The organism is Clostridium cavendishii DSM 21758 (assembly GCF_900141845.1).
Lineage (GTDB): Bacteria > Bacillota > Clostridia > Clostridiales > Clostridiaceae > Clostridium_AG > Clostridium_AG cavendishii.
The window spans coordinates 143624-159158 of sequence record NZ_FQZB01000013.1; the positions used below are offsets into that span (position 1 = coordinate 143624).

A 15535-nucleotide genomic window follows, 5' to 3' on the forward strand; every position below is an offset into this window, starting at 1 on the left:
ATAATAGTATGATTTTAACTAATATACTGTTCTTAAAAATCAATATATTTTTGATTTGGTATTCTTATAAACAAACCATTTTTATAATATTCTATACATCCTAATTCTAAACTCCTTGCAGCTGGTTCTTCTTGTAATGGTGAGGTTAAATTTAATATACTTCTTATATTTTCAAAAACTACCTCCATATCCAAAGCACCATATCCCCATCGTGGATTTGGATAAATATCCCCTGATCTCTTTTTTGTTCCCCTTATTAAATATGTTTTAATCTTTGTAGCATAAAGATTAGGATCATTCCTATCGATTATTCCCCATTGAAACAATAATGCACAGCAACCAGCAGTTATAGCTCCTGCAACACTTGCTCCTGATAAAACGCCTATCCCTCCCCCTGATTTAGCTACCAATGCTTGTATCCCTCCAGCTACTATATCTGGTTTTACTCTTCCATCTCTTGTATAACCTCTTCCCGATTCACCTACAATAGAATTATTATTTTGGTTATAATAACCAACTGTAATAACTTTGTCAGATGTTCCCGGAATAACCACTGTAGTATAAGAGTTAGCATTCAAAAATTTAGTATCAGATGCTAATATTTTTTCTTGATTTAACCATGCATCATACCTACCATTAACAATTAATTCACCAATGAGCTTAAATTGCCATATTCCATCACGCACATCAGTTGCTCTTATAGTTATTTTCTCATCACCAGTAACCTCTTCTGGCAAAAAAAATTTCACAGACATTTTTGTTCCCTCATATAGAAATTTTATATCTGTAGATTGATTTAATTTTGCAGGAATTTTATCTATTATTTCACCTGATGGGGATATTATAGATAATGCTATTTTGTCTGGCCTATTCGCCCAAATATCAAAGTATAATACCTTTTGCCCTACACCTGCTTTTAATTCTAATATTGCATAATCTCCTGTATTTTCTATAATACCTGTTGTATGATTATCAGAATCTGCTTGATTTCCTGCTGTAGTTACAACTACTGTACCCCTTATTCTACTTATCTTATCTATATACTTTTCTATTATTGTTGCACCTGTATGCGAACCCACATTAGTGCCTATAGGAATTAATATAACAATTGGCTTTTTAAGCTGTTGTCCCTTTTCAAATAGATATTTTATAGCAAGTAATACATCAATCGTATCATAAGCTACATTTCCTTTATTATAAGCCCCGAAATAATCTAAAACAAACTCACTAGCTGGCCATAACTTCACTATTACAAACTCAGAATCTGGAGCTGCTCCTACTAAACTTGGATTTCTTCCATTAGCCCCAGCTAAACTTGCCATACTAGTACCATGACCTATTTCATCTATTGATGGAACTATTTTATAAGGATCTCCTCCATTATCTTTTTCTAAAATAGCCCTATTTATATCTTCTTTACTATATTCAGTTCCGTATACAAAACCTTTAGGTTTTTTACTTCCTTGTATATTTTGATCCCATATATATTTGATTCTAGTACTTCCATCATCATCTATAAATTCCTTATTCAAATAGTCTATTCCTGTATCTAATATCCCTATCAAAACACCCTTTCCTGTAAGAGGTAAATATTCGTTTTTATGGAAATCTTTTGCTTGTACAGCTTCAACAGGTGCTAAATTAGCTAATGTATAGAGTCCACCTGGATCTGTATATACAATTTGACTTAAAGAATTTATTATTTCTGGAAACTTTGCTTTTGGCACCGATATAATAACATAATTTTCATCGAATATAAATCCAGTAATATCACTAATATTTCTAATCTTTTTTATTATCTCTCCTTCATATTCAACAACTATATTTATAAATTCTGGATTTATATAATTCTCACTAGCCAGCCTAAATTCTTCCTCTGTTAATTGATTCAAATTATTTTTGCCCCGCATAATCCTCCATTCAAGAAAATAGTATTATAAAAAATAAACTGGTTTTCTTATAAATATATTGTTTTTGTAATATTCTTCATACAACTCATCATCATAAATGTATTTTCTTAATTCATATTTTATAGGTTCAAATTCAATATCCTCTTTATATTTATTAACTCTACCTCTATCTTTATATATATTAGTGCTACCTAAATTTCTTATATTTGAAAATACACCATCCATATTTATTATCCCATATCCCCATTGTTGATTAGGATATACATCTCCTTCACGTTTAAACGTCCCTCTTATCAAATAAGTTTTCATTTTTGTAGAATACATATTAGGGTCATTTCCATAAATAATACCCCATTGATATAATAATGCACAACACCCAGCTACTACAGCACTTGCTACGCTCGAACCAGATACCACACTAGTTCTCCCAGTCGGATCAGCTACTAAAGCCTCAACCCCTCCAGCTGCTATATCTGGTTTTATACGTCCATCCCTCGTATATCCTTTTCCAGATTCGATAACATTAGAATTATTATTTTGATTATAAAATGCTACAGTAATAGCTTTTGAAGATGTTCCTGGTATTACGATGGTTGTATATGCACTTGAATTTAAAAATTTGGTATCTGAATCTAAAAGTTTTATTTGATTAAGCCATGCATCATATCTTCCGCTTACAATAAGCTCCCCTATAAGCTTAAACTTCCATATTCCCTCCTTAATATCTGTTGCCCTAATTGTTATTCTTTCGTCACCAGTAACTTCTTCTGGCAAATAGAAAGTTATTGACATCTTCGTACCTTCATATACAAATTTAACATCAACCGTTTGGTTTAACCTTGCTGATATTTTATCTACTATTTCTCCTGAAGGAGACGTTATCTCCAAGCCTACTTTATCTGGCTTTTTACACCAAATATCAAAATATATATTTTTTTGTCCCTTCCCAATTTTAAGCTCTATAATTTTAAAATCACCAGCTTTAGGTATTATTCCAGTAGTATGATTTTCTGCATCTCCTTGATTTCCAGTCATAGTAACAACAGTAATTCCCCTGCTTTTGCTTATGCTATCAATATATCTTTCTATGGGCGCCGTTCCATCATGAGCACCTATATTACTTCCTATTGGTATTAATATAACCATAGGTTTTCCGACTTCTTTTGCCTTTTCAAATAAATACTTTACCCCTAAAATTACATCAGTACTACTAAAACATGGATTTCCCTTTTCATAAACTCCAAAATACTCCCTATTAAATAGACTAGCCTCTGCTAATTTTACAATAACAAAATCACATCTTGGGGCAGCTCCCGTTAAATCAGGATTTTTTCCACCAGCTCCTACTAAACTAGCCATATGAGTTCCATGCCCTATAATATCCTTAGATGGGACTACTTCGTATGGATTTTTCCCATCCTTTTTAGCCTTCAATGCCTCATTTATATTATTCCTAGTATATTCTGTTCCAAATAAATAATTATTAGTCTTTTTATCTTCCTCTATAGTTTGATCCCAAATACTCTCTATTCTCGTATTTCCTTCTTCATTTAAAAATTCTTCATTTAAATAATCTATACCAGTATCTAATATTCCAACAAGCACTTCTTGTCCATCTAGAGTTAAGTATATATTATTATGAAATTTTGTAGCATATGAAGTCTCTACTGGTGATACTGTTCCTAGTGTATAAAGTCCTGCTGGAGTTGTAAATATAACCTCGTCTATATTTACAATCGCATCAGGAAATTTCTCTTTTTTCACTGAAATTATTGCAAATACATCATCAAAGATAAACCCTGTTATATCTTCACTTTTTCTCAAAGCCTCTACTAGTTCTCCTTGATACTCAACTATTAAATTTATATAATTAGGATTTATATAATTTTGTACCGCTTTGTTAAGTTCTTCTTCTGTAAATTCATTTTCAGAATATGCCTCCCTATAATTTATATCCTTAATTTGTGCCAATAACTCAGGTTTTTTTACTAAACTTTTTGTTATAAATTTCATATTAAGATACTTTAGCTCATCTTGTGATATAATAACACCCTCTATCAAAAATATTATTATAAATAATTTATTCAAATGTACCTAATTTAATTACAAAAAAACTCATATTTACTTAGCATTTATGCATTATAAACATGAGTTTTTAAATCATTTATTAAATTATAATTGAATTTCAACCTTATCTAATTTAGCTACAGGTTGTATTTTTTTTATTTCTACGGTCTCAGTCATTACGCTACCTCTATTACTTATAAGTAACACTTTTGTATTATCAAGTTTTTTTACTTGTCTTATAGCTCTTTTCCCATTATAGTCCAAAAGGCATATTGCATTATTTTCAACTTCTTTTATAGCATGGCAAAAAGCAATATCTCCAGCAGCTACTCTATAGCCACTCATATCATCATTTTCTACAACTAAATAAAAAACCTTATCTGATGCATGACCTTCTATTTTATTTGAATGAACCGGAAGTTGTCTAGATCCCTGCACTTTAGTTAAAGTATAATCATATATAGGTACATTTTTAAGTACTGATCCGAAAGCTTGATTCCACACTTCATTAACCTCAGTATCAGCTTTTTTACTAGCCTTACTTTGATTAGCTCTAGTTTCGTTAAATAATGCTTTCTCTCTATTTAAATCCTCATCAGTAACTACCATACTAACATCATTTAAATCTGTATTTAAGGTTTTACCTATACGTTCTATTAAAGATTCATTTAATATTCTTCTTCCAAGTTCAACTTCATTTATAAACTTTTCAGCTACTCCCAATTTTTTAGCTAATACTTTCTGAGACATTCCATTTTTTAATCTAGCCTCTTTAATCTTTTCCCCAACTCTACTCAATGTTCTTATCTTCCTTTCCCTTGTTTACTATACCATTCTCTCTCTTCCATAAGATGTTCTAATAAATTAGCAAAAGTCCACTGTTCTGATGTAGGAGTTACTACAGCAAGTATTGGTGCACCAGCTATAGCCTTTACTATTTTAATCATTTTATGAAGGTCTTCATCTGAAAAACTATTAAATAAAACTACTTTTTCTAGTGATAACATCCTACCTGCAGTTTCAAATTTAAATCCATTTATTATATCACTTATCTTCATTTCTACCATCAAAGGATTTATCACTTCAATTTTTATACCAGTTGATTGGAGTTCTTTGTTTTGCTCCTCAGTTAACCCATAAGTTAAAAGACATTTTTTATTCTCAAGCATATCCTCACCCCATTAATTAATAATTAAAAGATTTCTGGTTCTTCCATATCATCAGCATTTTCTACTGTTACTGATTCCATTATTTGATCTTCATAAGGTCTATCCATTCTATCTGTTTTTATATCAGCTATTCTTAATACAACTTCAATACCTTCTGTAACCTTACCAAAACCTGCATATTGCCCATCTAAGTGTGGAGTAGTTCCGGCCATTATAAAGAATTGACTTCCTGCTGAGTTTGGATTCATAGCTCTAGCCATTGATAATATACCTAAAGTATGCTTTAAATCATTTTTAAACCCATTTGAATTAAATTCTCCCTTTATACTATATCCTGGACCTCCCATACCTGATCCTTCTGGACATCCTCCTTGTATCATAAAGTTTTTTATAACCCTATGGAATATCAATCCATCATAAAAACCTTTTTTAATTAAGCTAACAAAGTTTTTAACTGTATTTGGAGCTATTTCAGGATATAACTCAGCCTTTATAATTTCACCTGTATTTAATTTTATAGTAACTATTGGATTCATATTTTAAATCTCCCTTCAAAATTATAAAATACCTAACGGTATTACTATATATTATGTTCCATATAATACACCAATAACCATACCTATCTATTATTTTTGGTCATATGTAGTAAAATCATAGATAAAAAATGTAAAGTATATCTTCTGGAATATTCTTTAATATAGATTATATATTATTTCTAGCCTTTATGGAATACAAAAAAACATATAGGACTTGATAATAAAAACACCTTACCAAATTCTATATGCCTACTTAATCATTATACTTTAAATATATCTATATGCTATACTAATGCAACAATTTCTAACAAAAAGCAGTTCCCCTAACGACTCTGCAAAAATCCCTTTGATTTGCTAAATTTTTAACGCATATTCTCCTAATAATAGTATCTCTACCTTCCTTATTTATTAAATCTGTGAACAAGCAATTTAAAAAAGTGGTTGAAACTTTTTCAATTCCGTCAAAATCTAACCATATCATTTCATCTGTATTCTCTTCTATATATTCTCTAAGAACTATAGCATCTTCTACCACAAAATCATCGCCTAAAAATCCCCTAACATTAATTTCCATTGTATCCACCTCTTTGATTTTATTGTTTAAATTTTCTGAAAATTCTTTTTATATTATTATAATAGCAATTTGATCATTTTTTGTCAACATTTTAACAAAGTTTTATAAAAAAAATCTTAACTTTTTACTGTTAAGATTCTTTTCGAATAAGTAAATTACACTACCAAATATAAAATTTAGACTCTCACTTATAAATTTATTAATTTATAACTTAATTCTACAACTTCAGATTTAGAATTATAAATTTCTATATTGCCTTTTTCCTTTTTTTCATTAAGTATATTATTCTCTTTAAGTCTTCTTTTTAACTCTTTTGCTGTACCAAGGCTTCCATCTATTATATTAACTTCATGGCCTACTATGCTTTGAATTTCATTCCTTACAAAAGGATAATGTGTACATCCTAAAACTATACTTGAAGTATTTTTATAATTATGCCCTTGTAATTTTTCACTTAAGAACTTCCTAAGCTCTTCCCCCTCCAAAACACCACTTTCAATAAACTCAACAAGTCCTGCACAAGGTAATGGTATTATGCTTTTCTTCTCTTTATATCTACTCATAAGCTTTGCAAACTTCTTCTCATTTAATGTCATAGGCGTAGCCATTATTAAAATATCACCATTTTTATTAAGCTCTATAGCTGGTTTTAATGCGGGCTCTATTCCTATTATAGGTATATCCGCATATCCTTTTCTTATATCTTCAACTGCTGCAGCTGTTGCTGTATTACAAGCAATCACTATTGCCTTTGCGCCCTTCTCTAATAAGAATTCTACGGCCTTAAAGCTAAGCTTTTTAACCTCATCCACTGTTTTAACTCCATAAGGTGCATTTTTAGAATCACCATAATATATGTAATTTTCGTGTGGTAAAAGCTCTATTGTTTTTTTCATCACACTTAATCCACCTACCCCTGAGTCAAAAAAACCAATTGGATTATTTCTACTTAAAATGCTTTTCATCTATATCACTCCATTAAATCCTCATAATTTACATATACTATTTTATACTTTTCATACATATAAATCTATTGTTTTTCTCAAAATACATATATATCTTAATAAAGTTAATGTTTTAAGATTATTTAAAGTTGTTAAAATTTCTATTTTACCAAATGATATCGTTTTAAATTTTCATTAATTCAAACTTTTTAATATTTTAAAAATAGGCTTTACTTTTATTGACAGAGATATATAATTATAATAAAATTTTATATATAACTTGACCGAATGATTCATCGAAATTTTTTAAAAACGTTCGATTAACTTTTCACTATACTATTTTATTTTGAAAGGAAGTGAAAAATTTATCTTAAATTACTGACCATGATTTATAGATAAATGAATTTTATGAATAAAAATCTAATCTACACGATTAAAAAGACGAATCATAACAAAGAGGACTTGCTAAATATACTAAAGGAACATCCTGAAATAAAATTCGTATCTTTAGTTGGTGTTGACCTATCTGGTAATGATACTGACGAGAAAATTCCAGTTAAAATTTTCATTGAAGATATTGAAGCATTTCTTCACGGAACAGCAGTACAAACTGATGGTTCTTCCGTTGTTTTACCTGGAATAGCTACCTTAAATAATGCCAAAATAGATATGATAGCAGATATAGAATGTAATTGGTTTGTAGACTATAATTATGACTTTATAGATCCATCTACTGAAAAACCTGTAGGAACTTTAAGAATTCCTTGTTTCTTAATACACGAAAATGTAGCAGTTGATTCAAGATATATCTTAAAATCTGCAGTATCAACTTTTAAAGAATCATTATTAAATATATTTAAAAATAACCCTAACACCTTAGTTCCTTTTGGCATTAGCTATGATGATATAGATGAAATCACTATAACTTCTGCTACCGAATTAGAGTTTTGGGTTCAAACACCTAATGATGTTGCTCATATCGAAGAACTTTCAACTTCTCAAGTGTTACAAGAACAATATTGGACTAGAACCAAAGGTATAGTTAGAACTGCCCTAGAAGAAAGCCTTCTTCTTATGGATGCTTATGGCTTTGAACCTGAAATGGGACATAAAGAAGTTGGAGGAGTTAAAGGTAAATTTGATTCTTCAGGTAATTTCAATCATATAATGGAACAGCTTGAAATAGATTGGAAATTTGATGGTGCTTCACAAGCAGCTGATAATGAATTATTTATAAGAAGCTTAGTCAAAGAAACTTTTAGAAAACATGGGTTAGAAGCAACATTTTTAGCAAAACCTATAGAGGGGGTTGCTGGAACTGGTGAACACACACATCTTGGAGTAAGCTTAAAACTTAAAAATGGTAAAAGAATCAATTTATTTACAGCTACTAAAAAGCACTTCTTAAGCTGTATTGGTTATGGTGCTATAATGGGACTTTTAAAAAATTATGAAGTTATAAATCCATTTGTATCATCAACTACAGATTCTCTTAAGAGATTAAAACCAGGTTTTGAAGCTCCTGTATGTATAGTTACTTCTCTTGGAGCAAGTCCAGAAGTTCCTTCAAGAAATAGAACTATATTAGCCGGTCTTATAAGAGACATTAATAATCCTTTAGCTACAAGATTTGAACTTAGAGCACCTAATCCATTCACAAACACTTATCTTTGCTTAGCTGTGTCATATTTAGCTATGCTTGATGGTATTTTGTATGCATTAGAAAACAATAAATCAGAGGATGAATTACTTGCTGAATTATCTAAAAAAGCTGGGGAGGATGCTAAATACCTTGAAAAAGATAGAGCTTATAGAAGTGAAGAAGATGTATTTGAACACTATACTGAAGAAGAACGAAAGAAATTCTTTGGAGTAGCTCCAGCTACTGTCTATGAAAATCTTCAAGCATTTGATAGATATCCTGAAAAACTTAAAACATTAAAGAGAAATAATGTATTTACTGATAAACTTATAAATAGTTTTAAAACTGCAGTTACTAAGAGATGGGCTACTGAAATAATAAGCAGAATAATTTCTAATTATATGGATGAAATTAGAAGTTATAAATGTCTTCACAATTCTGAAAAAGCTTTAGACTTAGATTTGACTAATTGGATTGCTATAAATGATTTAAGGCATATTATTATGAAAGATACCTATTCAACAAGAGGTTTATTTACACAAATAAAAGAAGCAATTAATGCTGAAAAATATGATAAGGCTTCAAAATTACAACTTGAGCTTGATGAAAGTATGCATATGCTTAGACATCTTTACTCAAACTATAAGAAAAACCTATTAGACATTTAATAAAAAATATATATAATTTTATACTGTACTATAATATTAAAAAATAGAAGTCATTGAAATGTCTTCTATTTTTTATTTATTGGTGAAAATTCTTTTATTTTTTACATTTTTTATAGAATACACCTATTCCTTATAGTATAATTAAACTATATATAAATTCGAGGTGTTTTATAATGAGGCTTGTACCAATTGAATGTGCAAGAGAAGGGTGTTACCTAGCTAAGACTATATTCGATGAAGATGGAAGAACTTTACTGCGTGAAGGAGTTAAACTCACAGCTAGTCTCCTTAAACGAATAAAAGATATTCATATATATTCATTATATATAGTGGATGAATATAGCGAGCATGAAATAGAGGATGTAATAAAACCAGAGCTTCGCCAAAAATCTATTAATTTAGTTAAATCAACCTTTTGCAATGCAGAAAAATTATATTTTAAGCAGGATAATTCATCACCTAAAAAAAGTTATTCCGCTTTAATCCGTGAAAAAGAAGAATACTTAACGTCTATTTATGATTTAGCAGAAGAATTACTTAATAATATTATGTCTAATAAAAACATAATGGTAAATCTTGTAGACATAAAAAGTATGGATAACTATACATATCAACACTGTACAAATGTAGCTATACTTTCTTTAGTACTTGGCATCGGTTTAAATCTTCCAAAACAAGATTTATTAGACTTATGCATTGGCGCTTTATTACATGATATAGGTAAAGTTTTCATAGATAAGTCTCTATTATCTAAGTCCGGACCTTTTACTGATGAAGAATACGAAACTATGAAAAAGCATCCTGAACTTGGATATAATCACTTAAAAAAAATTTCTAATTTAAGCACAAATTCTAGAATTATAGTCTTGCAACATCATGAACGAATTGATGGTACTGGTTATCCTGATGGTCGAGCAGATAATAGGATAAATAGACTTGCTAAAATTGTGTCTGTTGCCGATGTATACGACGCCCTAACATCGGACAGGCCTTATAAAAGAGCTTTGTCTCCAAATGAAGCTTTTGAATACATCCTTGGAAATGCGGATACTAGTTTTGATTATAATATAGTTAAGGCATTTGCTAATATAATAGTTCCTTATCCTAAAGGAACACTAGTTAAACTAAGTACAGGTGACATAGGTATAGTTGAAAAAACACCTTCAAATTATCCACTTCGCCCTACAGTTAAAATATTAAAAAGTGAAAAGCATTCCAGTATAGGTACTTTAGTCGATTTAGTAAAAGAGCTTTCAATCGTTATTTCATCTATTCAATATGAACTATAACTTAATATTTCTTAAATGAAATAATACTCATATTTAGCATGTACTTATGCTAAATATGGGTTTCTTAATATTTAGGTAAAACTCTATAAAACTACTCTTCTAATTATATAAAGCTATTCTATTTTGGCTCAAAATTTCAAACGAATAATTTTCAGCATGTGAAAATGGATTATTACTTATGATTTCTTCTGCTTCCATAAGATTATTTGCTTGAAAAATTATGGTGCCACCGTTTTTATTATACCTTCCCGCGCAAAGTAAGTATTTAGACATATTTATATCCCTGACTACGCCACTTATAGATTTACCTAATGCCTTCTCTCTTTTATTCAACTTATAATTAATCTTTACAAAAATACCATTACTTTTTTTCATTTTTATTCCCCCCAAAATATAACTCTCTCATATATATATTATGTCAACCTTAAAAATATTACTTAATTAATAATTCAAGTTTTAAATTTCACTTTCCGAACTTATGTTCTGAAATAAATATTAGCAAACATTTGTTCTGTTGTCAATAATTTTTACTAAAAAAAACACCAGTTTAAGCTAGAAATTTCTCTAACCCTAAACTAGTGCTTTTATTTAAAACTTAGTCCTTACTATGCTATTATTTGATTTAAGTATTAATCCCTTATTATATACAGCTATAACATCTCCAGAATATTTATAACTCTTATTTCCATTACTAATGTCTATAATTTCACTTTTATCTTTGTTATTTATAAAAACCTTACCTTGATTATCTATAAATATATCCTTTTTATTAACAGCTACTGGAAGATTAAGTGTTTTAAAATCATTTTTATTATCATTTATCTCTCCAAAAAATACTTTATTTATCTTAGTATCACTTCCTGCTCCAATAAATAGATTATCATTGGAATCAGTTCCAAGTATTTTTAGCGTTTTTTCATTTTGTATCTTTATTTCATTCTTTCTATTTAATACTCTTATTTTATTTCCTTCCTCTGTTATCAGATTTGTATTTGTAGTAGTTACAGCCATGTCTGATACCTGACTATTATTTTTAACTTTCTTCAATTGATTCATTACATTTGCATAATATATATCTGATCTTGACTTAGATTTATCTATTTTTATATATATACTATGTGTTAAATTAGAAAAAGCTATATCTCCTACAGTATCTTCTTTTGAATTTACAGGTATTTGTAATTTCTTCATATTAAAGTCCGAAAGTTCTCTTACCTCATTCTTCTTTGCATTATAAGCTATGGGTTCAAAATAACTTCTCCCATTTTGCACTAGCTTTTGCATTATTATCATACTATCATCACTTTCAAACCAATTATAATAAACTATCTCTCTATTTTTAACTGTTCTCTTAGTATCATCTTTTATAAGCTCATCTAAATCTATAGTTGTGTCCTTATTATCATTTAAGCTCTTAATCTTTAACTTGTTATCTAATTTATAAGACACATATTTACCATCATAACTCGCTGCTATATTCTCAGCTGAACTATCTATATCCACCTTTATTTCTTTGTCGTCTTCAACCTTCTTCTTATTTATATTTCCAACCTTTAGCTTCAAATCAGAAGTTAAATATATTTTATCTATATATAAGAATATTGCATTTTGAATCAGTATAGCTATTATTGTCCATCCAACAATCAATCTTATTTTTTTATTCATTCTTTCAACACCTTTTCATCAATCTATTCTTCTACATAGAAGGCTGTAGCAACACTTCTTTCACCATCCCAAGCATTTGGCGAATTTATTACTTCTCCTTCATAATACAAAGTACTTGAATAACCACCATCTAAACACCCTGCATTTACTGCTCCATACTCTAAAAATATCTTTTGTACATCATATAAGCTTGCACCTAATTTAGTTGCCTTTCTTCCATCTATAACCAAGAACAATACCGTTCCATCCCCGGTTTGCGCTACTGCTGTTCTAGGATTTAACCCTTCTTCCATTCTATTTGTTATTTGAGGTTTTCCATTTATGATTAAATTTGGCCTTCTAAAACACATAGCTTCCTTAACTTTCATACTTTTAAGTTCACCTAAGCTTTTATCTCCAACTATTAGGTGTCCATCTTCTGTGAATGCAACTACATTATATACAGTTTTCAAATCTTCTTGTTTAGGATAAATAACTTTCCCACCTGACACTACGAATCCCCCTGGTTCAGCCCCTGTTCCTGCAAAAGCTGTCCCATTTGAAGATTTGTCTACAAATGCTCCACCGTTTATAGCCGCTATAGCATTATGATCCTCTGCCATTTCACTTGTTTTCTGCCCTTTTTTATAAAGATACTTTGTCATAGCTACCTTTACCTTTGTTGGGTTACTTATCTTTACTAAAAATCCATCAAATCTATCTGTATGTATCTCTTGACACGATACATCATTACTACCTCTATTTTTTATACTAACCTTCTTAATATCTTGTACTTCTTCTTTACCTGAGCTTTCGGTTACGCCCAAAAATTTATCTATTTCTTGTTGGGAAAACATATCAGTTATTAAATATTTATGTCTTGTTGCAAGTACTGTGGATATTGCAGTCTTTCTTAAAGTATCATATGGTCCATATAAAATTAATATAGGTGATGTTATCCCTACAAATGCAATCATAAATACTAATCCTAATAAAAAAATTTTTATATTAAATCTGGTTTTTACTTTTCTTCCTCTTTTTCTTTTATTTTCCTTCATTATATCCTCCAAATTAATAAGGTTTTTTCTTGCCATTTTATATTATATCATAATTCAGAATTTCTAATCATTAACAATTTTAAAATTATAATTTACTAGCTATACTATGTATTTATGAGAAGAAATCGCATTTAATAACATATTATAAAAAAAGTAAGTGTCTTTTTAAATTTACACTTACTTTATAAATAATCATCTATTTTTACTTATAAAAAATACTCTAAGATAACTTAGTTATTATAAATAAATACAAAATACCAACTACTCCAAAAACACTAAATATTTGAAATACTATAAAATTACAATTTTCAGAATCAGATATGTATTTTCCCATTAAACTTCTATTCATAAAACCAAACGAATCATTAAACATATTTCGCTTTGATCGTGATAATTCATCTGATGGATTAGAAAGACAAAGAAACGCTAATATAAACTCTATAGCTGTAGCAACCATTAAAAATGTTGATAATTGTGCTAATGAGTTTTTAGTATATAAAAGATAAATTATAAGGATAGCCCCATTGAATAAACTTCCTATTATAAAAATTCTAAATAGCCATTTTAACTTTTTCATTTTATAACCCCACCCTTTAATTTTTATAATCCATAGTTTATCGTTTTTACCTTCTTTATTCAATAATTGTTATACAATTTATTCATAATTATCATTGAATTGTCGCTTAATCTTATTATAATATCATTTATTCTACAATCTAAATTCTTTTTCTATTTTTAAATTCTTATATTTTCTATAAGATCTTAATGAAGCTATTAAATAGTAAATTATAATACTAAAAAGAAGTAATAAAAATAAGTACCAGAAAATATGATTTTCGAACTTAACTACACCATATACTCCCCAAAATAATTCTAGAATTAAAATAGTCATTGTTATTGATAAGTTATTTTTATATAGCTTTATAAGTGAATCAGTATCTGTTATAGCTTCTGGTCTTTCATCTGTATATTCTTTTACCCTTTAAACTCTTTTTCTAACTTCAAATTTTTATATTTTCTGTTGTTTTTAAGTCTTATAGTTGTACCATAAACACCACAAAGTATAAGAAACAAAATTAAAGCTATAAAGAAATAATTATTATAATATTTTTCACTTAAAAACATATTTAATGTCCACACAGAAGTTACTATTAAAAAATTTGATATACACATAATATTTTTATTGTATTTTATTAAAGAATCATAATCATTAATAGTTTCTGGTTCTTCCTCACTACAACCCTTTTTCCACAAATGAAAGCTTATTCCGTGACCCCATTCAGATTTTCTTTTCCATACTAATTCCCAACCTATATTTTTATATAACTCTTCATAATCTATAATTCCTTGTTCAACATCTTTCACATCTATCATTCTTCTTTTTGCCGAATATACATTATTAGGAAAATCATTCAAATCTAAAAAGTATTTAACCTTTTCACCTTTACCCCTTTTAAAAATATGAAATCCTAAAAATTTTCTTCTTAACTTCAACCCTTCTTCTGCTTTTTTCTCAAGCCAAACTTCATAATTTTTGATATCTAATGTAGCTAATTTAAACCTTATTATTGACCCCATTTCACTCACTCCCTTCTCATTTAAACTAAGAAGTATTTAGAATTTGCAGTTAACTCATTTAATCTCTCAATCTCTTTTGCAAGTATCTCTTTTCCCAAGTCTGTTATTTTATAAATCTTTTTCCTATCCGTCTCTTCAACAACTTTCACTAAACTGTCACCCTCTAGCTTTGATAAAGTATTGTATATGGTTCCTGCCCCTAGTTTTATCCTCTTGTTTGTTATCTCTTCAACATAAAGTATTATTCCATAGCCGTGTCTTTTTTCTACAGTGGATAGGAGAATATAATACATAGTTTCTGACATTGGTAAGTACGATTTAATTAATTTACTTATATCCACTTTTTCACCTCCATATTTTTTGCAAATGTATTTTAGTCCAATATATTTCGTTCCAATGTATTTACTCTAAATATATTTCATCTCGATATATTTAATTGTAATATATTTCTATTAA

Annotated in this window: 15 protein-coding genes; 2 read left to right on the forward strand and 13 right to left on the reverse strand. The window is 28.9% G+C overall.

Going from position 1 to position 15535, the window contains the following annotated elements:
• Window positions 1-32: 32 nt before the first annotated feature.
• The 7 genes from BUB01_RS15560 to murI all read right to left on the reverse strand — a co-directional run bounded on the left by BUB01_RS15560 (window position 33) and on the right by murI (window position 7221).
• Window positions 33-1892: a S8 family peptidase gene (locus tag BUB01_RS15560; protein WP_159433267.1), complete on the reverse strand. Its 1860-nt coding sequence runs from the start codon at window positions 1890-1892 to the stop codon at window positions 33-35.
• Between the two features lie 42 nt (window positions 1893-1934).
• Complete coding sequence (locus tag BUB01_RS15565; protein ID WP_143152512.1) at window positions 1935-3923, reverse strand: S8 family peptidase; 1989 nt, start codon at window positions 3921-3923, stop codon at window positions 1935-1937.
• A gap of 159 nt (window positions 3924-4082) precedes the next feature.
• Window positions 4083-4775, reverse strand: a complete 693-nt coding sequence (locus BUB01_RS15570) for a S24 family peptidase (protein ID WP_072989969.1) — start codon at window positions 4773-4775, stop codon at window positions 4083-4085.
• Window positions 4776-4780: 5 nt separating this feature from the next.
• Window positions 4781-5146, reverse strand: coding sequence for a DUF3783 domain-containing protein (locus BUB01_RS15575; protein ID WP_072989971.1), 366 nt, complete (start codon window positions 5144-5146; stop codon window positions 4781-4783).
• Between the two features lie 23 nt (window positions 5147-5169).
• Window positions 5170-5682: a peptidylprolyl isomerase gene (locus tag BUB01_RS15580; RefSeq protein ID WP_072989974.1), complete on the reverse strand. Its 513-nt coding sequence runs from the start codon at window positions 5680-5682 to the stop codon at window positions 5170-5172.
• A gap of 304 nt (window positions 5683-5986) precedes the next feature.
• Window positions 5987-6256, reverse strand: a complete 270-nt coding sequence (locus BUB01_RS15585) for an STAS-like domain-containing protein (protein ID WP_072989977.1) — start codon at window positions 6254-6256, stop codon at window positions 5987-5989.
• A gap of 188 nt (window positions 6257-6444) precedes the next feature.
• Window positions 6445-7221 carry a glutamate racemase gene (murI, locus tag BUB01_RS15590; protein ID WP_072989981.1) on the reverse strand — a complete coding sequence of 259 codons (777 nt, stop codon included), beginning with the start codon at window positions 7219-7221 and terminating at the stop codon, window positions 6445-6447.
• 387 nt (window positions 7222-7608) lie between these two features.
• On the opposite strand from murI, the gene BUB01_RS15595 reads away from it, so the two are divergent.
• Both BUB01_RS15595 and BUB01_RS15600 read left to right on the forward strand, forming a co-directional pair.
• Window positions 7609-9510, forward strand: a complete 1902-nt coding sequence (locus tag BUB01_RS15595; protein WP_072990202.1) for a type I glutamate--ammonia ligase — start codon at window positions 7609-7611, stop codon at window positions 9508-9510.
• 173 nt (window positions 9511-9683) lie between these two features.
• On the forward strand, window positions 9684-10799 hold the full coding sequence (locus BUB01_RS15600) for an HD-GYP domain-containing protein (protein ID WP_072989985.1): 1116 nt from the start codon (window positions 9684-9686) through the stop codon (window positions 10797-10799).
• Between the two features lie 99 nt (window positions 10800-10898).
• On the opposite strand, the gene BUB01_RS15605 is transcribed toward BUB01_RS15600, so the two are convergent.
• From BUB01_RS15605 to BUB01_RS15630, 6 genes are all read right to left on the reverse strand, one after another.
• Window positions 10899-11174 carry a YciI family protein gene (locus tag BUB01_RS15605; RefSeq protein WP_072989988.1) on the reverse strand — a complete coding sequence of 92 codons (276 nt, stop codon included), beginning with the start codon at window positions 11172-11174 and terminating at the stop codon, window positions 10899-10901.
• A gap of 213 nt (window positions 11175-11387) precedes the next feature.
• Window positions 11388-12464, reverse strand: coding sequence for a hypothetical protein (locus BUB01_RS15610; protein WP_072989992.1), 1077 nt, complete (start codon window positions 12462-12464; stop codon window positions 11388-11390).
• Between the two features lie 23 nt (window positions 12465-12487).
• The gene (locus BUB01_RS15615; protein WP_242958420.1) at window positions 12488-13501 is read right to left on the reverse strand and encodes a phosphodiester glycosidase family protein; all 1014 of its coding nucleotides are present in this window, start codon (window positions 13499-13501) and stop codon (window positions 12488-12490) included.
• Window positions 13502-13721: 220 nt separating this feature from the next.
• Complete coding sequence (locus BUB01_RS15620) at window positions 13722-14078, reverse strand: hypothetical protein (protein ID WP_072989999.1); 357 nt, start codon at window positions 14076-14078, stop codon at window positions 13722-13724.
• A gap of 398 nt (window positions 14079-14476) precedes the next feature.
• Window positions 14477-15079 (reverse strand): DUF2812 domain-containing protein, encoded by a 603-nt coding sequence (locus BUB01_RS15625; RefSeq protein ID WP_072990002.1) that lies wholly within the window; start codon window positions 15077-15079, stop codon window positions 14477-14479.
• A gap of 20 nt (window positions 15080-15099) precedes the next feature.
• A complete protein-coding gene (locus tag BUB01_RS15630) occupies window positions 15100-15420 on the reverse strand; it encodes a PadR family transcriptional regulator (RefSeq protein WP_072990005.1) in 321 nt (106 codons plus the stop codon).
• Window positions 15421-15535 lie beyond the last annotated feature (115 nt).